General features: G+C 42.6%; 13 protein-coding genes. 7 read left to right on the top strand and 6 right to left on the bottom strand.

Going from position 1 to position 20,966, the window contains the following annotated elements:
• Positions 1-247 precede the first annotated feature (247 nt).
• Positions 248-895 (top strand): hypothetical protein, encoded by a 648-nt coding sequence (locus DFER_RS26075; RefSeq protein ID WP_015814672.1) that lies wholly within the window; start codon positions 248-250, stop codon positions 893-895.
• A 478-nt stretch (positions 896-1,373) separates the two neighbouring features.
• Here the strand turns inward: DFER_RS26075 and DFER_RS26070 are convergent, their stop codons facing one another.
• From DFER_RS26070 to DFER_RS26045, 6 genes are all read right to left on the bottom strand, one after another.
• The gene (locus DFER_RS26070) at positions 1,374-1,931 is read right to left on the bottom strand and encodes an antirestriction protein ArdA (protein WP_015814671.1); all 558 of its coding nucleotides are present in this window, start codon (positions 1,929-1,931) and stop codon (positions 1,374-1,376) included.
• A gap of 290 nt (positions 1,932-2,221) precedes the next feature.
• On the bottom strand, positions 2,222-3,067 hold the full coding sequence (locus DFER_RS26065) for a relaxase/mobilization nuclease domain-containing protein (protein WP_015814670.1): 846 nt from the start codon (positions 3,065-3,067) through the stop codon (positions 2,222-2,224).
• Positions 3,064-3,726 (bottom strand): plasmid mobilization protein, encoded by a 663-nt coding sequence (locus DFER_RS26060; RefSeq protein ID WP_015814669.1) that lies wholly within the window; start codon positions 3,724-3,726, stop codon positions 3,064-3,066. Before DFER_RS26060 ends, DFER_RS26065 begins: the two co-directional genes overlap by 4 nt.
• Before the next feature lie 205 nt (positions 3,727-3,931).
• Positions 3,932-4,450 carry a hypothetical protein gene (locus DFER_RS26055; protein ID WP_015814668.1) on the bottom strand — a complete coding sequence of 173 codons (519 nt, stop codon included), beginning with the start codon at positions 4,448-4,450 and terminating at the stop codon, positions 3,932-3,934.
• Positions 4,443-5,141 carry a P-loop NTPase family protein gene (locus DFER_RS26050; RefSeq protein ID WP_015814667.1) on the bottom strand — a complete coding sequence of 233 codons (699 nt, stop codon included), beginning with the start codon at positions 5,139-5,141 and terminating at the stop codon, positions 4,443-4,445. Before DFER_RS26050 ends, DFER_RS26055 begins: the two co-directional genes overlap by 8 nt.
• Positions 5,131-5,631, bottom strand: coding sequence for a hypothetical protein (locus tag DFER_RS26045; protein ID WP_143828813.1), 501 nt, complete (start codon positions 5,629-5,631; stop codon positions 5,131-5,133). The genes DFER_RS26050 and DFER_RS26045 overlap by 11 nt, the downstream gene beginning before the upstream one ends.
• Positions 5,632-6,018: 387 nt before the next feature.
• Here DFER_RS26045 and DFER_RS26040 point away from each other — a divergent pair, with 387 nt between their 5' ends.
• From DFER_RS26040 to DFER_RS26015, 6 genes are all read left to right on the top strand, one after another.
• Positions 6,019-7,944: a site-specific DNA-methyltransferase gene (locus DFER_RS26040; RefSeq protein WP_015814666.1), complete on the top strand. Its 1,926-nt coding sequence runs from the start codon at positions 6,019-6,021 to the stop codon at positions 7,942-7,944.
• Between the two features lie 3 nt (positions 7,945-7,947).
• The gene (locus DFER_RS26035; RefSeq protein WP_015814665.1) at positions 7,948-11,004 is read left to right on the top strand and encodes a type III restriction-modification system endonuclease; all 3,057 of its coding nucleotides are present in this window, start codon (positions 7,948-7,950) and stop codon (positions 11,002-11,004) included.
• A 6-nt stretch (positions 11,005-11,010) separates the two neighbouring features.
• The gene (locus DFER_RS26030; RefSeq protein ID WP_015814664.1) at positions 11,011-14,235 is read left to right on the top strand and encodes a helicase-related protein; all 3,225 of its coding nucleotides are present in this window, start codon (positions 11,011-11,013) and stop codon (positions 14,233-14,235) included.
• Between the two features lie 29 nt (positions 14,236-14,264).
• Entirely contained in the window at positions 14,265-14,876 is a 612-nt protein-coding gene (locus tag DFER_RS26025; RefSeq protein WP_187293407.1) for a DUF4391 domain-containing protein, read from the top strand.
• A 579-nt stretch (positions 14,877-15,455) separates the two neighbouring features.
• The gene (locus DFER_RS26020; RefSeq protein ID WP_143828812.1) at positions 15,456-18,713 is read left to right on the top strand and encodes a DEAD/DEAH box helicase; all 3,258 of its coding nucleotides are present in this window, start codon (positions 15,456-15,458) and stop codon (positions 18,711-18,713) included.
• A gap of 140 nt (positions 18,714-18,853) precedes the next feature.
• Entirely contained in the window at positions 18,854-20,587 is a 1,734-nt protein-coding gene (locus DFER_RS26015) for an ATP-binding cassette domain-containing protein (protein ID WP_222837291.1), read from the top strand.
• Positions 20,588-20,966: the final 379 nt, after the last annotated feature.

The following is a 20,966-nucleotide window of genomic DNA, read 5'->3' as shown; positions in this document are numbered from 1 at the left end:
CAGAAACGAAGTCGGGTTGAGCAGCATGTAGAAAGAGCATTCTATTTTAGAATTTAGCTTTTGCTTTTTCTTACAAGTAACTGGGAGAGTAATCCTGTGACACGGCACGAGATAAAAATCATTGTTAAGACCTTTCAACTTATACGACCCTGACGAATCGTTGGATACAACTGCTATCCACTAAGACAATAAAAATACTAAAATGAAAACTAGCGAAAATATTTAAAACCAAAAATCGAACAATAATATGATGAAGAAACTAGTCATTTTACTCATTTCCATTCTGTATTCGCCAATCAGCTATTGTCAAGAATCGATCGAAGCTAATTTTGAAAATAAATTCGCATTCGTGGCGAACAAATCAGTCGCGTGGAACTCATTGATAGATTATCTCAGGCCTTCTAATACGCTAACATACTACAAACTGACCACCGATACGGTCTGGCATGATCCTTGCCAGGTTATAGCAGTCACACCGCCAAGAGCGTGCCCCCAAATAGATTACCTAAAATACTTTAAAAAGGCAGTTGGACATGAAATGGTTGAGGCCGCCGCTGGCTACCAAGTAAAACAGACATACACTTTTTTGACAAACTCGCGGCCGGGTGAGGATTTGAAAACAAACATCGACACAATTAGAAACATGTCATTTGAATGGAGCTTAGAAAATTCAACAATAGCAAAACGTAGCCTTAGAAAAGAGACATTACGATTATACAGAAACATTTATTCGATCATCAGTAAGTTTTATCGGACTGAAAAGGATTACAATGGAAAAGCTTACTGGGCGTACTCCAAGTCAAGGAGCGCAATTGGAAGAATGGAATACTTCTATGACAAGCCAAAAAAGCGATATGTGATTATATTCGCGAGCAATATTGAAAAAGTTGACTGACGATACCGAATAAGCAGTTCCACTCAGACTCGGAAATTCAGCCTAACATTTCAAATTTTGGATTACCTTTTGAACGGTGACACACAGGTGCATACTCGAGTTTTGCGTATCTTTTATGCTTCTACCAAAGCATCAGTAGTGGCTTTTTGAAAACTCGATACTTACCGTCTTAACGCTTTCCAGTACTAGACTAGTAACCGATTTTTTCCCAATAAGGTGAAAGCGGATATGTAAGCCTACAATAGTTTAGTGTTTCGATTTCAAAGTCATCTAGTGATTCTTCCATTTAATAAAGTCTGGCTTATGTTAGCGAGGTATTAGAACGGGTAGCTCAATTGGTTGCTGGTCAACCAGTTCAATTGTTGAACTGGTGATCATCCATGATTCACGGGTTATCCCGGATTTCGGCAGTAATGCGAATTATTATGATGCTAATATTCAGAGAGATAGCTAATTATTAGCTATCTCTCTGAAAGACTTAATAGTCAGCAAACACATATCCATCCACCTCGGTATATCCTTCCAAAAACAAGTCACGAGCAAAGGCCTCGTAATCAAAATACCTTTCAAGCGTCGCAGGTACATCTGCTAACAATCCTGTCTCCTCAATGTACTGGTAAGTGTACTCTATCTTCGCATCCTTCATCGATCCACCAAAGTACCCCCGGTAGCTCTCCTGAAAACTTTCGACTTGATCGCCTAACACTTTTCCATTCCCAGGCCAGCTATTAATCTGTTCGGAGTAAATCTTGAATGCTTCCGCTGTATCATCATCCATCTCGTACAGCGCCTGGAAGTAATCAAACGCCTTATCATCTAAACTGCATTCGGAGATCAGGAATTCCGGAATGTTTTCCCAGTCTTGGAACATCAATTCTGGATCGAACTCATTCCTATGGTATTCATAGCAATTCTGGTAAAACTCCTTTGCATCAGCATAGTCTGTCAAATCAAACCATTTCCCAAAGAGTGAACCGCTGTTGTACATTCCGTAAGTACCTACATAGATTCTTGGAGCATTTTCTAATGATTTCATGTTTGAAAGTCTTTGAAGTTACGAGCCCCGGCGGGGCCGCCCCGGCTTTGTGCTCAGGGCAATCGCCTTCTTCAATCGAAGAAAAAGTGACGGGGCCTGCCCCTTGGGTGCAAAGTCGGGAGGCGGTTTAAGGAGCGGCGAGGGCCGGGGGCGCCTAGCCGCGGTAAATAGCCGGAGACTTTGCACCCGTCACTTTTTACTTCGTAACTTTCGTTGCACTGACTGACAAGTGTGTGCGTAGTTTTGAACTCAGGAAAGCATACCATAAGCTGCTTTTCTATTTCAAACTTTTACATACCTAATCCCTGTTGCTTCCTGCGAGACTTTTTCTTCTTTTTAATAGGTAATAAAGCTTGCGGCATCCCCATACCCATTCGCTTTTCGAGATTTTGCAATGAATAGTCTTTACCCAGGTCAGAACCTTTCACTTTCATCCGATTCTGCATATTGAAAAAAGCTACACCTCTCCCTCTATACGTTTTGAAACCATGAGCGAGCATTTGGTTAGCGAAGTCGTCAAATGCGGATACCTTTGCCAGCGTTTGGTCGACTAGATTTCTTAGTTTAATGATCGCAGTGTCTTGTGTCGGGACTTGCTGTTTTACGTTCTGATTCAGGCTCATGTCGGGAGTTATGGTCAGCCCGAGCTCCATTTCCATTCTTCTTGAAAACTCACCCGTTCGTGCATAGTTTTTGAAATGGTCAGCAGTGTTTTTGCCATTGTAGTTTATACGGTTGGCCACGATATGGATATGCTTGTGTTTCGTGTCGTTGTGCCGGAATACAAGCATTTGATTTTCTGTGAAACCAAATTCCTTTGCAAACTCTTGCGCGAGCGTAGTCAACTTCTCTTCGGGCGGATCTTCGCCCGGTGGAAAGCTGAATGACTGATGCCATACATATTTATTAAGGTTTCTGTTCTTGTCCCTATTGTCCAGCATCTGTTTTGCCAGGTAATCCAAATCCAGTCTGCCGTCCTTCAACGTGCTGATGCCAAGATGCTGGATATAGATGAGCTCTCCCCGAACATCGTCGAGCGTCATTTGCTTCGCTTGCTTTGCCGACAATTCTTTTTCGTAGTAGCAATAGCTCAATATTCCTTTCGCGAAATTACCCAGTCCGACTTTTCCGATCATGCATCAAGACGTTTAAGCATTGCGGTAACTTTTTCTTCAATCATCCGATGTACGAGATCCGGATTGCTTGATACATCGGATTTCCATGACGAAAGCTGGGCGGTCATTTCCGCTGGTTGGTAGTGGCGCTCATATTTTGCCAGCAGCTCCTTGGCACTATGAAACAGATTCTCAGTCGTTTCCATAATGCTGGTTTTGTTATGAGAATCCGGCAACACGCGGCGGATGTATAATCTGAGCTGACGCATCCATTCCTGAACTTTGTTGAGCGTCTTTGAGAACGTCCTGATCTCAAAGTCTTCAAACACCCATAAGGTTATGATTTGTGAAAGTAGCCGCACGTACCGACTGCTTTGCATCCATTGCTGACTTTGCATTTGATGATCCTTCGTTTTCAAAACAGCAAGCGACAAAATGCCGCTGAGCTGTTCAAGTGTCTTGATCATTTCTGCCGTCCTGGCGGGAAGTGTCTTTTTTTGCGGTCGTTTGATGGGAGTATCCAATGCGAGCGTGAGAAAGAACTGACTTGCTGAAAGTCCGCTCTTCTCGATCAACTGGTTAATCCTCGCTTTTTCATCTTTGGTAACCCATACAGAAAAGTGATCCCTTCTCACAACCTTCTCCTCTTTCGGTGGTCTTCCTTTTCTTTTGCTTTCCATATTGTCTTTCAAATTAAGCTATGAGCCGTGAGGCGAATAGCAGGGGTCCAGGGGTTTTCCCATGGCCAGCCGCCGGGTAGTCGCTTTTTTGCGACGTACCGGCGATAGCTGGCTGTGGAAAAACCACCGTGGTTCCCGAAAATGTTTGAGTTTGTTTGTCTTTGTTTGAAAATATTCGAGATTTTGATCTCAGACACACAGTGCGTTATTTCCGTCCAAGTGGAACAAGCATCTCCTTGCTCTTCTTGTCAAAAATATACTCTCGCCCGATCAGCAAATCCCCTTTGTTCGCCTGTGGTCGAAGCTTCAAATAGCTGCTGCCATCTTTCTGCAAGATCTCTCCGTTCTCCATTAACAGTCGATAATGAGGTGCATTCTTGTAGGCGTCGACTATTCTGCGAAGCTCTCGATACTCCTCGCCGGTTGATATCAGCCAGGAAAACAAACACAACGAAACAATAGCGACAACAGACCACGGAAGACTCACTGCCAAGCCATGCCAGAAAGCTAGCTTTTTGTCAGAAAAATGTACCGAACGCTGATTGCTTTTAATTGCAGCAGCCGCTTTGTCAATTGCGTCTATGGATTGATCCAGATCTGACGTCATGCGGCCAAAGTTTTCCTCGACTTCGGCAAGCAACAACGCAGACCAGTCATCGATCTCCTGCGCATACTTTTGCAAGTACTTTCCTTTGATATGATTCAATTCAGCTCTATCAGTCATGGCAAAAGTTTTCACGGATTTCCTTTTTCAATCTCAATCTTGCCCCGGGACCGTAACTCTCCAACGGAAAGCCTTTCCTGATGCCATCTAAAATCTGGCTACCCAGTAAAGAGTTAGCCTCGAAATCGCCAAACCTTACATGCTCCAAACCCAGCGCCGCACAGTTGGCGGCTAATTCATCGGAAAGCTTCGGGAATTGTCTGAAACTAAAAACATTTTCCCACACCAGGATTCGAAACTTGTCGCCTAATACTTCAATCATTTTTTGTAGGTATTCGACACTTGGGCGGTACGCTCCACCGCCACCAATTACGATATGGAATATCGCTTCGGCATCTACTTCCTCGCACCATTCCTCGAAATCCAGGTCACGCGAAATAAGCGCAGGAAATTGTTCACTCTCTGGTGCTCCAAAATCAAAATAGATTTCATTGTACGGTGCCTCCATTAAACTCTCGATATACCCGACAAAAATATCCCGGACAAGCATATCGCGATTATCAATCAACGAAACTGTTTCTAACCGCTCGTCGCCCAGAAAGGCGAGCTGTCGCGTTGATGTTTGCGTAGAACTGTCGAGATCAACAAAAAGTGAAGTTTTGTCCTTTTCAGACAAGGCTCGCAGATAGGTGTGCAGGCTTTTACCGACACCACCCTTAGCTTGAAGTATTAAATTGAATTTACGTCTCATTTTTCTTACCTAGTTTGGTTCCCCTAAAAAAATTGACTTGCATATCCATCGTCTCCCCATCCGACCATACCGCCTTGGATAAGTCTTTAGCTTTTTCTTGAGTAACCTGCTGCTCCCGTTTAGAAGCTGGTGAAGAAAGAAGCCGCTGCTCCCTCTCCGGAGCACTTGAAAGCGTCTTTGGCTTTTTGCAGAAATAGAATCGACAATACCGCACGTCATCAGCATCGACCAGATCCGGCTTTCCCAAATCAGAACAGATCATCTCGGCGACGTAGTAAGCCGAAAGTGATGTCATCACTAGCTCTGCATAGAGCTCATACAGAATCTTCCGACGTTTCTTGTCCTTCCGTTCGAAAAGGTCAATGAGGATATTCTTATCTACCTTCACAGCGCAGACTCCATTTGAATAATCGACGGCATCGCCTCCCCGCGATGTCTCTGGGAAGATTAACCGTCGTGAGCAAATAAATCGCTCGCCTATCTTCTTCACGATTGACACCTGGGATCTTCAGGTAGAAGATCAATTTGAATTTGTTTCCTCTCATAACATTTGTTGTTTAGAGAGACAAAAATCGAATTGATATTATTGAAAATCAAGATGTTCACCTGGTGGACAGGTTGTGAATGAGATTGTTATATCAATGATAAAGTGTATTCTTTTCAAGAAAATTGAAAATCTTCGACTTGTCTAGAATTGCATATGTTCCCAAACTCTTACAAAATATGACAGAAGCAGGGCAAAGCCGAATAGTAACTAAATGGCTTGATTGTCGTATTTTTCCGTTTCGCCACAAGTGGTTACTGCGCTTTTGCAAGGCGCAACACACAATGTGTGTTTGAACATTCGACAATTAGATTTTTAAACAAAGAATACCTTATGCCCTATTTATCAGAGGAAGACCGTCTTGACATGGCCAGCCCCGATCTGGTGAGTAAGAACCTAGAAGCACTTGCTGCCCTATTTCCGAACTGTATCACTGAGACGGAAAACGGCAAAGCTGTTGACTTTGATCTGCTGAAGCAGGAACTCAGTCATCAAGTGATTGAAGGCAACAAAGAACGTTATCGTCTGGAATGGCCCGGCAAGCGGGAGGCCATTGTCACGGCAAACCTGCCGACTACGAAGACTCTACGTCCAAGCCGTGAACACTCCGTTAACTTTGATGAAACAGAAAACCTGTTTATCGAGGGCGATAACCTAGATGTACTGAAGCTGTTGCAGGAAAGTTATTTCGGGAAGATCAAGATGATCTACATTGATCCACCTTATAATACAGGCAAGGACTTCGTCTATAAAGACAACTTTTCGAGAGATACACAGGCTGAGCTATTTGAAGGTGGTCAGAAGGACGAATACAACCACCGTTTAATTGTAAACCCCGAGACCTCAGGAAGATATCATTCGGATTGGTTAAGTATGATGTACCCAAGATTAAAACTTGCAAGAAACTTACTCGGGGACAATGGAGTAATCTTTATTTCAATCGATGAAAACGAAGTAAAAAACCTTCTATCGCTATGTGATGAAATATTTGGAGAACAAAATGCATTGGGGAATTTCATATGGAAAAAGAAAGCGGGTGGTGGTGACGATAGCAGCCAAATTGCCTTAGAGCATGAGTATGTCGCTTTTTACGCAAAGGCAAAAGAAAGTGTCCAGCTTGGACAAATCGAACATGAAAGCCCTTCGATGACTGCTAAGTACAATAAAGTGGAAAACGGAAGGAGATATTATCTAGAAAGACTCGACAAGACGAGCTTGACTTACAGCAAATCGATGGACTTTCCAATAGTTGCTCCAGATGGCACTGAAATATATCCACCGCAGCCAGATCTAAGGAATAGGACAACAATTTGGAGATGGAGCAAGGACAAAATTGAAACGGAAAAAAGTGAGATAGAATTTCATAGGGATAAAAAAACCGGAGAGTGGAGGGTCTATACACGTACTTGGGAGTCTCTTGATGGAGTTACCCCTAGAAGTCTTTTAGTTGAGAATATACACGGTAGAAATCGAGATGGTGGACAAGAATTAGCTAAGTTAATAGGCCCAAAGATTTTTAGTAACCCTAAACCATTACGGCTTTTGAAACACTTAATTCGAGTGGCAAACTTAGGCCCAGATGATATTGTGCTTGATTTTTTTGCAGGTTCGGCGTCAATGGCGCATGCCATTCTAGATTCAAACAGTAGTGAAAACTCGCATCGAAAATTCATCATGGTGCAACTTCCAGAACCAACTCCTAATGAATCGGGAGCATACATTAACGGGTACACAGATATTTGTCAGATAGGCAGGGAACGCATCCGACAAGTAGGAAAAGCGCTGGGCGAACAGTACGATCAAAAGAGAACGGCAGAACTGGATTTTAGGGATCGGAGCGAGAAACGACCAGACATAGGTTTTCGTGCATTCCGCTTAGATTCCAGTAATATGCAAGATGTATATTACCGTCCGCAGGATTATCAACAGGATCAAATGGACATATTTACAGACAATATCAAACCTGATCGTACGGCTGATGATCTATTAGCCCAAGTAATGCTGGACTGGGGCTTGCCGCTTTCCTATAAGATTGAGCAACTGTTTGTACTTGATAAAAAGGTGTTCCGCGTTGCCCAGGACTCATTGCTAGCCTGTTTCGATAAGGGAATAGATGAGGCCTTTGCAAAGGAAATAGCATCCTATAAACCGCTGCGAATTGTGTTTCGGGACCAGAGTTTCAAAGATGATACAGCAAAGGAAAATGTTCGCCAGTTGTTGAAGCAATTGAGCCCTGATACTGAAATGCGTGTGATTTAAAGTATGAAACTACAATTTAAAGAGCAAAGCTTTCAGTTAGATGCTGTTCAGGCCATCACCGACTGCTTTCTGGGGCAACCCAGAGAAACGAACCGTTTTACACTGGAAAAAAGCAAGGAACTGATTGCCAAAGCAAGGTCGGCAAGCAAAGGTCAGTTTGGTATGGATCTGGAGGTAGAGGAGCTGATCGGGTACCGAAACCGGCAGATCCAGATTACCGAAGATCAGTTACTAGAGAACATTCAGCAGGTTCAGCGGCAAAATGATATCACTCAAAGTAAATCCCTTGAAAAACCCAAAGGTGTAAAAAAGGGCTATCAGTTCACCGTTGAAATGGAGACTGGAACGGGTAAAACGTACACCTATATCCGCACCATGTATGAACTGCACCAGCTTTATGGCTGGAGTAAGTTTATTGTGGTTGTTCCCAGTATTGCAATCCGTGAAGGGGTCTATAAGTCGTTCCAGGTGATGCAAGACCACTTCCAGGAGCGATACGGACACCGCATTAGCCCATTTATTTATAACTCATCTCGTCCACAGGACATTGAGAGTTTTGCGTCGGATAGCCGCATTAGTGTGATGATCATCAATACGCAGGCATTTAATGCTAAAGGTAAAGATGCACGTCGTATTTATATGGAACTTGATCAGTTCGGCACTCGAAAGCCCATCGAGATTATCGCTCAGACTAATCCCATTCTGATTATTGATGAACCACAATCGGTAGAAGGCGATAAAACCTTGGAGAGTATGCAGGATTTCAACCCGCTTTTTACACTCCGTTATTCCGCTACCCATAAATTTGAGTATAACAAGGTATATCGTCTCGATGCACTGGATGCCTATAACAAGAAGCTCGTAAAGAAAATCCAGGTAAAAGGTATCAACATCAAAGGTACTACGGGTACCAGTGGATATCTATATCTGGAACAAATCCAGCTTTCTACCTCACGTCCCCCACTTGCTGTCTTGGAGTACGAAAAGCGTAATGGGACGGGCGTCAGGCGGGTACGCGAGAAACTTGAAAAAGGAGCCAACCTGTTTGAACTTTCCGGCGAAATGCCCCAGTATAAAAACTGGCTGTTAGAGGAGGTTGATGGCTATTTTAACCGGGTGGTGATCAATGGGAAAATAATTGAAGCCGGAGAGGCTATTGGCGATCTGGACGAAAAGGCATTCCGGCGAATACAAATCCGCGAAACGATCAGTTCTCATTTAAAAAAAGAACGAGAGCTTTTTGACAAGGGAATCAAGGTACTATCGCTCTTCTTCATAGATACAGTAGATAAATACCGTATCTATGATAAGGAAGGTAATCCTGGTTTAGGTGAATATGCCCAGATGTTTGAGGAGGAATACGTTCAACTAAGGAACGAATATCTAGATCTGTTCTATCCCGATTACAATCAATATCTGCAACGTGATCCGGCAGAGAGGGTGCACAACGGGTATTTTTCCATTGATAAGCAACGGAAAATGATTGACCCCTTAGTAAAGCGGGGAAGTGAAGAGACGGATGATATCAGCGCTTATGACTTGATTATGAAGGATAAGGAGCGATTGCTAAGTTTTGACGAACCCACCCGCTTCATTTTTTCGCATTCTGCCTTGAAAGAAGGATGGGACAATCCGAACGTCTTTCAAATTTGTACCCTCAAGCATTCGGATGCGTCCATTCGCCGCCGTCAGGAAGTAGGGCGCGGTATGCGTCTTTCGGTCAATAAACATGGCATACGGCAGGACGAAGAGGCCATTGGCGAGCAGGTACATGAAATCAATAAACTGACGATTATCGCCTCTGAAAGCTATGAAGAATTTGCCCGAGGCCTGCAATCAGAAATTGCCGCGACCTTAAAAGATCGACCTCAAAAAGCGACCGTTGAATTTTTGACTGGTAAACTTTTGACTGACGAGCATGGAAATCAAAAACGCCTGACCTTCGAAGAAGCGAAAAAGTTGAACAAGTATCTTTATAAAGAGGATGTTTTGGACGATGACGATAAAATTACGGATGATGGACGGAGGTTGGTTGAAGAAAACAATATCCCCCTTCCTGACCAATTGGAAGCATTTCGGGATAGCATAAATCAATTGCTACGATCCGTTTATATGGGCGAAGCCATCAAACCTGAGAATGACCGGCAAAGCATTACAATTCAGACGAACAGTAACTTTCATAAGAAGGAATTTCAGAAGCTTTGGAATAAGATCAACCTGAAAACCATTTATGAAGTACAGTTTAACTCGGAAAAGCTGGTTTCTGATGCCAAAATTCGGATAAACGCAGATTTGAATATTTCGGAGCGTACGTATGAAATCCGCAGCGGAGAGCTGGAGGAGAGTACGAAAGAGCAGTTGCAGGAAAAGAATGCCTTTCAGGAGACTTCCCGCCAACACAAGAAGCTCAATTCCGATGTCTATACAAATACAAGATATGATGTGGTTGGAGAGATTGTCAAACATACCAACCTTACCCGAAAAACCATCGTCGAGATATTAAAGAGCATTGACACGAGCAAGTTCCTGATGATCCGGAAAAATCCAGAGGAGTTTATAGCCCGAACCAGCAAGCTAATCAATGAAGTTAAGGCCAGTCTGATCATCAATAACATCGTCTATCACAAAGTTGATGACAGGCATGATGCTAAAACCGTATTTGTGAATGACAAATCCGTTATTCGGCAGTCAGAAATATTGAAAAAGCATGTTTATGACTTTCTGACTACTGATTCACAAACCGAAGCACGTTTTGCCGAAGCATTGGAAAACAGCAACCATGTTCAGGTATACGCTAAGCTTCCGAAAAGTTTTTACATTACCACGCCTGTCGCTAATTATAGTCCTGACTGGGCGATTGTGTTTGATAAGGACACTATCCGCCACATCTATTTTGTAGCAGAAACCAAGGGTACGGATTCAGACCTAGAGCTACGCGAGATAGAAAAGCTGAAAATCCATTGTGCCGGGGAACATTTCAAAGCAATCAGTGGACAAGAGATGAAGTTTTCAAAAGTCAGCAACTACCAGCAAATGCTGGAAATAGTGCAAGTGAAATAATCACGGATGAAAATATTCAATAACATAGATAGTCGGCTGGGAGACGATCTGAAGCTTGAATTCAGAAAGGGTAGTAAGCTAAGTGTAGCAGCGTCTGCTTTTTCAATCTATGCGTTTGAAGCACTAAGGAAAGAGCTGAAAAGCGTTGAAGAGCTTCGGTTTATTTTTACAACTCCCACTTTTCTGGAGGAGAAGTCTAAACCAAAGCTGCGGGAATTTTACATTCCGAACATCCGGAAAGAGTCTGATTTGTGTGGTGGTGAGTTTGAGTTACGGTTAAAAAACGAGATGACTCAGAGAGCCATCTCACGGGAGTGCGCCCAGTGGGTTAAGGACAAAGCTGTGTTTAAAACAAACACCCTTGGTAATTCGCCTATGAATAGCCTGATTCACGTTGATAATGGGCCTGAAGATAGTGCATCCTATTCAGGATTTGCTGGATTTACATCTCCCGACCTGGGTTTTACTTCCCGGAAAGGCCATCGCTCAATGATAACAAAAGTCAACTACCCCATGGCCGAAGGCTATTTGGAATGGTTTGACGAGATATGGAATAACGATGAAAATACGGATCTAGTAACGGAAAGCGTGCTCCGTTATCTGGCGGGAGCTTATCAGGAGAACAGTCCGGAATTTGTCTATTTTGTAACGCTCTACAATATTTTTCGCGACTTCCTCAGTGACTTGTCGCTGGACAATCTACCAAATGACAGCATCGGTTTTAAAGAAACCGTCATATGGAATAGGCTGTATAATTTTCAGCAGGATGCTGTCATTGGTGGAATTAACAAGCTGGAAAAGTACAACGGCTGTATCATCGCCGACAGTGTGGGCCTGGGGAAAACTTTTACAGCTCTGGGGATTATCAAATACTACGAGAAGCGAAATAAAGATGTTCTGGTATTATGCCCTAAAAAGCTTGAGGCCAACTGGAACACCTACCGCCACAACGATAAAAACAATATCTTGGGTAAAGATCGCTTCCGATACGACGTTTTGTTTCACACAGATTTATCGCGAGACAAAGGAACTAGCAATGGTAGGAATCTTGAAAGTGTTAACTGGGGGAACTATGGCCTGGTAGTCATTGATGAATCACACAATTTTCGTAACAACAACACAGTCGTAGGGAAAGAAAACCGCTATCAAAAATTGCTTCGGAAGATTGTTCAGGAGGGTATTGAAACGAAAGTATTGATGCTTTCGGCCACTCCTGTCAACAACCGCTTTAACGATCTGCGTAATCAGCTTGCCCTGGCCTATGAGGGTGCAGCAGGGCAAATTGATGAGAAACTGGATACAGACCTTGGAATCGAACTGGTCTTCCGGCGGGCACAGCAGGCTTTCAACAGTTGGTCTAAACTACCTACCGAAGAAAGAACCTCAGACCGGCTGTTGGAAGCGCTAGATTTTGATTTTTTCCAAATATTGGACAGTTTGACGATTGCTCGGTCCCGAAAACATATAACCAATTATTACGACACAGCAGCAATCGGAAAATTTCCTCAACGGAATAAACCAATCTCGATTTACAGCCCACTAAAAGAAGGAACGGAGTTAAATTACAAACATATCGCCGATTGGTTAGAGTTTCTGAATCTTTCTATTTACTCACCTTTAAATTATATTCTGCCAAGCAAAATTCCGTTTTACGCGGAGAAATATGATAAGCGCGTAAAGTCGGGAACCTTCAAGCAAAGGGACCGTGAAAAGAGCTTGCAACTCTTGATGCGCATCAATCTTTTAAAGCGAATAGAAAGTTCCGTCGATTCTTTTGCTCTGACTCTCCTGAATATTCGTGCGCTAATTGAAGAAGGTTTAGGCGCAATTGCGCGGGGGGATGCTAACACGTATTCAGGCCTTCCGGCAGACCCTACATCTGAAGAGTTCGATTGGGAGCCGGATTGGGGAGAAGAGGAAAATGTTTTCGGGAGCAAGGTGAAAGTTCATATCGCTGATATGGATAAAGTAAGATGGCAGGAAGACCTCTCTGCTGATCTCTTGGTAATCAATGAACTCCTGAAAGAAATCGAATTACTGAGAGGGAAATGTGATCTGAAGCTAGGCAAGCTTAGAAAGATTATTGTGGATAAGATCCAAAATCCGGCTAATGCCGGGAACAAAAAAGTGATCGTATTTACCGCTTTTGCAGACACAGCAAATTATATTTATTCAGAGCTGAAAGATTATTTTAGGAATGAGTATGGCCTGAATACCGCTCTAATCACGGGATCAAAACGTGCTTGTTCATCGAAGACTGTTCCGTCTGATCTGAATACGCTATTGACTTGCTTTTCCCCACGCTCAAAAGGGAAGGCAATCATTTATCCCGATATTCAGGAAGAAATCGATATTCTGATTGCAACAGATTGCATTTCGGAAGGCCAGAACTTACAGGATTGTGATTACCTGATTAATTACGATATTCATTGGAACCCCGTTCGTATCATTCAGCGGTTTGGTCGTATTGATAGGATTGGCTCAGCGAACGACACCATCACCATGGTTAATTTCTGGCCGGACGTTACACTGGACGCCTATATTAATCTCAAGCAGCGCGTTGAGAATAAAATGGCCATCAGTAACCTCGCCAGCACAGGCGATGACAATATACTCAATGCCGATGAGAAAGATCTGGAATACAGAAAAATCCAACTGAAAAGGCTGCAAGAAGAAGTTGTTGACCTGGAAGATCTTCGTGAAGGGGTCAGTATAACTGATCTTGGATTAAATGATTTTAGGGTGGATCTGGCTAATTTCGTTAAAATATATCCCAATCCCGACTCTATTCCCTTGGGATTGCATGCGGTTACGCCAGCAAGTGATGTCGATCAACGCGGGGTGATTTTTGTTTTAAAGAACATAAGTGATTCTGTAGACAAGGATAAACTGAACCGATTAGCCCCGTATTACGTGGTGTACATTCAGGAAAATGAGAATGTATTACATGGCTATTTAGAAGCGAAGAAATCATTGGATATGCTACGGCTACTTTGCAAGGGCAAAACTGAACCGTTGAAGGAACTTTGCAAGCAGCTTAATCTGGAAACACGGGATTTCCGCGATATGCACGACTATTCCCAGTTATTGCAGAAAAGTATCCGTTCCATTCTGAAAACTGGAGATGAGAAAGAGGTACTTAGCCTATTTAAAGCAGGTGGAACTGCAACAATAGGAATGCCCAAGGGAATTGAAGATTTTACCCTTGTAAGTTTTGTTATCGTGAAATGATGGATGTATTTAACCTTCCTTCAAGAACTATGATCGGCAGGAGCATTCCCAAAAATGCTTTTGATGCACATGCTACATCGCAACAAAAAAAGCTCTTAATTGAAGTAATCGAGAGGATGCGATGGATAAACAAGCTCAGTTTCGATACAATTAATTTAACGGGAGATGAAATTCAGGAAATACAGATTTTCAGCCTCGAACTGAGAAAGAAAGAAGGGATTGAAGTCGTCCTTGAACTCATTAATAAGGCAATTCCGTATCACTTGATTTGCTGTGCTACCTATGGACATGAATTATTGATATCAGCCTGTCAGAAGCATCCCAATCCTTTGAATACTGATGTCGCTGTGATCGACTGGATGTTCAATAGCCCGTGGATTTTCGAGGACCAGCAACATTTTTCTCTGAATTTAAGAAAGAGCCTTGATTCCGTCTACCTGGATATCTGTCAGCAAATAAGTGGAAGGCAAAAGGAGACTTTGTCTGATTTGGTAACAACTGAGAGAACAAGAACGGAGCTACAAAAGGCTATCGCGAGTTTGAAAGCCCAAATTGCTAGGTGCAGGCAGTTCAATCGAAAAGTAGAGCTCAACATCAAATTGCAGAACTACGAGAAAAGTTTAGAGACTTTGGTACGGTAAGTATCGCAAGAAGTCATGTGGGACAGTACGAGTTGCCCGATCCTATCTAGCACCACCCTTGCAAGTCACGATCGTAAAAGCTTTACAGGTGAACAGGTTGAGTCCTCCTTGAATGATCCCCTTCCAAGACATAGTTTCAATTCCGTCGCACGCTATTTACTAGGGAGATATTGATTCCTGTAATCGCTCAATTATTTCCAATGTCAAATTTTTGTCACTTCTTCTTCGAAGATTTTCGGACCTATTGGGGTACAAATCTACCGCAGGATTTAGCGCCATGACAGTCAAGTTTGAAGTTGTTAGGTACAAGATTGAAACGAATTAGATTTTGAATGGTGACAATTCTATAACGATAAACAGTGCGTTTTTCCGGGCTGATAGGTCGCGTAATTGATGTTGACAAGCTGTATAGAAAATTCGGTTTGAGGCATGCACCGATAATGGCTCTTTTGGCCGATAAATAAGATTCGCATCTGGGATTAATATATTGAAATTCTTTATGGGTAAGTTTATAGTTTGTGAACACCTACCCTTGAAGGCATTGTGGAATTCTCTTCTATCATAAACGAAAACTTGGTCTTGCCCGAGTTACTGCTTGTTTTGAAACGGTATTCGGTTGGTATCGCTTGTCAACTTTTGCGTAACGAAACAACAGTCAGCGTTCTGAACATTGAGGATGTTAGAACCGGACCAAGAACTAGCGAAAAATGCTATGTTCTTGAAAATGGCGAACGGATCATTGTAACCAGTAGGACAAAGCTCGAGAGGCCTGCCGATGTTGATGGAGTCATAAGGCTGTATGATGACGGTGGAAAGAGATGGATATCTCATAAGCTATTGGACCAAGCAATGGAACGAACAGTTGCTGTTGGCATGAAGTCAAGATCTGCAGCGATAGCTGGAACCTGGCCAAGATCCTTCCGCTTTGCCGCCCAAGAATATGATGCACAGGGAAAGCCAATTGGAGATCGTAAGGGTTTGAGGCCGCCACAACTTGGGGCTTTATACGCTATTGGATCTCATTGGACTCAAAATAGTAGTATCGCCACTGTAGTTATGCCGACCGGAACTGGAAAGACCGAAACAATGCTATCAGCATTGGCGGCATTCCCGCGCGGCCCGATGGTAGTCGCTGTCCCCTCTAAGGCGTTACGGAATCAGACGACCCGAAAATTCTTAACATTCGGGTTGTTACGAAAGTTGACGTTGCTACCAGAAGAAGTTGAAAATCCCATCGTTGGCTTGTTGTCAAAGCAGCCGGGTGGCGAGAACGACTTGGCTATTTTTGAGGATTGCAATGTTGTTGTATCCGCGATGGCATCTCTTACGGGTGGTAAAGCAAAAAACCTTGCTTCGAAAATTGCTAACCGCAGTGGTGTTCTTATAGTTGATGAAGCCCATCATGTCGCGGCAACCAGCTGGAGTGACCTTCGCTCGGCGTTCTCCGGAAAATACACACTGCAGTTCACAGCGACACCATTCCGCGAAGATGGAAAACTCGTTGATGGGGACGTCATATATAGCTATTCTCTTCGAAAAGCTCAGGAGGACGGTTACTTTAAGCCGATTAAGTTTCTTCCTGTTCATGAACTCCATCAAGATTCTGCTGATGACGCGATAGCGCATCTCGCTTGTAAAACACTACGTGAAGATCTGGCTGTTGGAAATAACCACCTAATCATGGCTCGATGTTCAAAAATTGATAGAGCCCAAGAAATCCTTATGCTTTATCGAGTGCATGGATCAGAGTTCTCTCCTCAAATAATTCATTCTGAGTTGCAAGATAGTCAAGAGCGTATCAATCGCTTGATAACTGGGGACAGCCGAATAGCCGTCTGTGTAAATATGTTGGGTGAAGGATTTGATTTGCCACCATTGAAAATAGCGGCATTACACGATCCGCAGAAAAGTTTAGCCCCACTTCTTCAGTTTACTGGACGTTTTACTCGAACATCAGGGGAGCACCTTGGTGATGCAACAGTAATCGCAAATATTACAGATACGAATATATCCTCTGCGCTTGAACGACTTTATAGTGAGGACTCTGATTGGAATGTGCTACTCAGTGAAATGAGTTCCGAGGCTTCTCGGGATCATGCTCAGCTAGTCGACTTTTTAAATTCTTCTATATCGCTTGGAGAAGATCGAGAGGATGCTCCTAGTATTTCCCACCATTTGTTACGTCCAGTATTTAGCACGCTGACTTACAATTGTCCTGCATTTAGCCCGAAGAAATTTCATGAAGCAATATCCAAAGATGTTGAGGTGACACGCGTCTGGTTGCATGTGGACAGTCAGACATTGTATTTTGTTACCAGGTCGAAGGTCCGCGTCAAATGGTCTAGATCAAAAGACCTCGTGGAGACTGATTGGCATCTCTTTGTTTTACACTTCGACGAAAAGCGCAATTTACTTTATCTGGCTTCTTCAGACAAAACATCTAACCATGCGAAACTTGCTGCCGCTGTTGGAGCAACTACAATAATTGATGGAGAGCCAATTTTTAAGAGTTTGGGGAATATTGGCAGACTTGTATTTAACAATCTTGGAGTCAGTAAGCATGGTCGACGGAATCTTAGCTATGCTATGTATACTGGAGCAAATGTAAGGGATGCATTGACCTTTGCAGCAGCGCCAGGGTCAAGAAAAGCAAACTTGAGCGGGTCGGGCTGGGAAAGAGGAAAACACGTGACAATTGGTTGCTCTTATAAGGGAAGAGTTTGGTCAAAAGAATCCGGCACAATACCTCAACTTATTGGCTGGTCAGAGGCTGTCGGTGAAAAGCTTCTTGATGCAACTATCACAACAGAGGAGATAATCGAAAATGTTCTCATTCCGATTGAAGTGACTTCATTACCCGATGGGGAAATAATGGGAATTGAATGGCCATTTGAAATACTACGGCAATCGGAGGATCGAGTCGATCTTAGTTTAGGCGGCAAAGAGATACCAATTTACCTATGCGATATTCAACTTAGCTCGGTAGACCGAGCAGGTAATTCAATAAGGTTCGAGCTTCTAGACAGTCAGGCAGATGTACTAGGCACTTTTGATTTGAAAATTGGTGGCCCGCAGGGATTCGAGGTTGTTCGAGTTTCGGACGAAGAAATCATATTTCACGTAGGGTCTAAGGAATTTATAGCAGAATCTTATTTTTCTGACTACCCACCGTTGGTTAGATACTTTGACCTTACGGAGCTAGACGGAAACCTCGTACTACGTCCTGAAAATCCCTACAATTTCGAATTGCCAGAAGATAGTTTAGATCCGTGGGATTGGGTTGGGGTGGACATTACAAGGGAATCCATTTGGAAAGATGGCTTTGAAAGGAGGAATTCAGTTCAATGGGCTGCGGCCCAAAAGTTTATCAATGATGACTTCGAGGTCGTTATTGATGATGATGGTCCTGGTGAGGCTGCTGATTTAGTGTGCTTAAAGGAGGAGGCGCATTTCATACGTCTTGTGCTTGTACATTGTAAATTTTCAAAAAGCGAACAGGCGGGGAATAGGGTTGGAGACGTTGCAGAAGTAGCCTCTCAGGCAATAAGGTCAGCCAAGTGGGCAGGAAGATTTAAAGAGCTTTGTCGTCACATCACAAATAGAGCTAGACGACCGTCAACGGGCCATCGCACGTTTGTGTTGAATGGAAACATTGCTGACGTTAACAAATTATTGCGTGCGTCCCGTTTTAAGGAAGTAAGGCCAGAGATTGTGATCGTACAGCCCGGGATATCTCGAACAACTGTATCAGGCAGTCAAAAAATGCTGCTGGCAGCGGCTGCATCTTATATCAAAGAGACTGTAGGTGTTGAGCTCGTTGTCGCTTGTAGCGAATAGAAAACATTTTGTGGTAAATAGCGTTTTAAATCAGCGATGAAGTTTAATCTTGACGCAGGAACATGTAATATAAACTTAGTTCCTACTTACCCCTCCATATAAATGTCCATATGAATCTTAAAACTGTAAAAATTGAAAATGTGAAAGGAATTGAGGAGCGGGAGTTTAGCCTTGATGCTATTCCTAATAAGCCAAATATCTTGGTTGCTCCAAATGGGTTTGGCAAAAGCTCATTTGCAATTGCATTTAACTCATTGCGTTCCAATCGTATCGAACTTGATGAAAATAATTACTATTTAGGAAAATCGGAAAACCGCCCATCGCTTTCTATCTCCTTAACTGATGGTCGAATTTTAATTGCCGATGACAACCAGAACACCATAGGTGATGTATTTGATGTTTTCGTTATAAATAATCAGACGGAGCCAAAATCAGTTGTACAATCTTTCGGCGGTCGGTCATTCGCGAAGACTTCGTTAGATATTGTTACAACTGTTTTGGTAAATACTATTCCAGAACGAATTGGCTTTGATTATTCATCTGCGAATATGAAGCGGGCTTTTGGTCTCAATGGTAATAGAGTTTTACTCAATATCGGCGAATTGTTTTCGTCGGCAAACCTGTTGAACGAGATAGTTGCGAAGATAGATTTTTCTCGATTTGGTCTCGTAAATAATAGCCGCACTATTGCCCATGGAGTAACCTCAATCAATGAGCAAACAGGAACTGGCTCGGATATTAAACAATGGATTGAAAGAGAACTCTTACCCTCGTTTCGGGCATTGGAAGAGCTCACAAAACTAGCAAATGTGATCGCGACATATAATTTCTCAATAATCAGCGATGAAGTAGATCTTTATTTGTCAGCATGGCAGATCATTCAAGTTAAGGATTCGATGGGGGGGCGCTTTAAGAAAGCTGTGAAATATCTTGATTATCTTAGGGAGAAGGATCAACTAACTCAGACTATATCATCCTTCAATCCGGTAGGCGACAGGTTTGATTTGAGTCCAAAAGAAGTGAGAAATAAGCTCACTATCAAGTGGCCAAAAGCCCATGAGGTTTCCAATGGGCAACGCGATATTCTTACTTTCATAGCTTTGTTACTAAAATCAAGGCGAGATTTTAAAAAGGACAATTGTATTCTTATAATAGACGAAATATTCGACTATTTGGATGATGCTAATTTGATTGCTTTTCAATATTACATCTCCACCTTTATAGATGAAATGAAGCGTGCTAAGCGAAGAATATTTCCTATTCTATTAACACACTTGGATCCCAAATTTTTCAATCATTTTTGTTTTAACGACAACAGGATCAAGGTATGTTACTTGAAAGAGGTGCGGCTTCGACCGAATAAAGAAATACTTAAAATCATTTACAAGCGTGAAGATCCAAAGGTAAAAATCGACTTAGATCTATACTATTTCCATTATCACCCTAATTTCGACGATGTCAATTTATTGGCCGAGTTCACAGCGCTAAAGCTCAACACGGATTGGGCAACGCCTTCGAATTTCTGGAAAAAAATTGCCCGAGAAGTCAGAAGATATTTACTTGAAGATTCTCCGTTCGACCCCATTTCTGTTTGTTTTGGAGCGCGTGTGAGGATAGAAAAACTAGTTTATGACAAAATTGAAAGCGATGAGTTTAAAGAAATATTTTTGAACGAAAAGAGAGGGACCAAAGAAAAGCTTCGTTATGCAGAAAGTATAAACGTAGTGTTGCCAGAAATATATTTTCTGCTGGGAATCGTTTATAATACCTCATTACATTTAACAGAAGGGCAAGATGTGTCTCAATCACTCGGGCTAAGACTAGAGAACAGCACCATCAAAGAGATGATTTCAAATATTTTTAAAGACGTCTGATTTATAATTGGCAAGTTGTGGGTCGCACATCTCAGTCAGCTGTCGTATTCAAAAACTACTTGAATTCCAAGTAGTTTTTCTTTGGGAGATTTATCATTCAAGTTTAAAATTATCTTATCCAGGATTAGTTTCTGATGCTCCTCGCCAAACATTTCGTGCTGGAGACTGTCAATCGTGTATTCTGATTGAGAGAGATATTATATATTAAAAATCACTAACCGCACATTCTTTGTGAGGGATGTCCAGGATTGCTCTGGCTTGGTGTGTATTCATATCCGCGGTGATTTTACTATTATGGAATAGTAGTTTCATCCGGTGATTGTGTCTATCTTTGAGAATAGTCCTGAAGCCTTATCGTAAACACAGCTTACAAAATCGG

Origin of the sequence: Dyadobacter fermentans DSM 18053 (genome assembly GCF_000023125.1) — a bacterium.
GTDB lineage: Bacteria > Bacteroidota > Bacteroidia > Cytophagales > Spirosomataceae > Dyadobacter > Dyadobacter fermentans.
The sequence above is the reverse complement of the archived record's forward strand: the minus strand, read 5'-3'. Positions and strand labels throughout refer to the sequence as shown.

Coding starts and splice junctions, on each gene's coding strand:
- DFER_RS26065 (WP_015814670.1), bottom strand. CDS start 3,067: ATGATCGGAAAAGTCGGACTGGGTAATTTCGCGAAAGGAATATTGAGC.
- DFER_RS26035 (WP_015814665.1), top strand. CDS start 7,948: ATGAAACTACAATTTAAAGAGCAAAGCTTTCAGTTAGATGCTGTTCAG.
- DFER_RS26040 (WP_015814666.1), top strand. CDS start 6,019: ATGCCCTATTTATCAGAGGAAGACCGTCTTGACATGGCCAGCCCCGAT.
- DFER_RS26050 (WP_015814667.1), bottom strand. CDS start 5,141: ATGAGACGTAAATTCAATTTAATACTTCAAGCTAAGGGTGGTGTCGGT.
- DFER_RS26070 (WP_015814671.1), bottom strand. CDS start 1,931: ATGAAATCATTAGAAAATGCTCCAAGAATCTATGTAGGTACTTACGGA.
- DFER_RS26030 (WP_015814664.1), top strand. CDS start 11,011: ATGAAAATATTCAATAACATAGATAGTCGGCTGGGAGACGATCTGAAG.
- DFER_RS26060 (WP_015814669.1), bottom strand. CDS start 3,726: ATGGAAAGCAAAAGAAAAGGAAGACCACCGAAAGAGGAGAAGGTTGTG.
- DFER_RS26075 (WP_015814672.1), top strand. CDS start 248: ATGATGAAGAAACTAGTCATTTTACTCATTTCCATTCTGTATTCGCCA.
- DFER_RS26055 (WP_015814668.1), bottom strand. CDS start 4,450: ATGACTGATAGAGCTGAATTGAATCATATCAAAGGAAAGTACTTGCAA.
- DFER_RS26025 (WP_187293407.1), top strand. CDS start 14,265: ATGATCGGCAGGAGCATTCCCAAAAATGCTTTTGATGCACATGCTACA.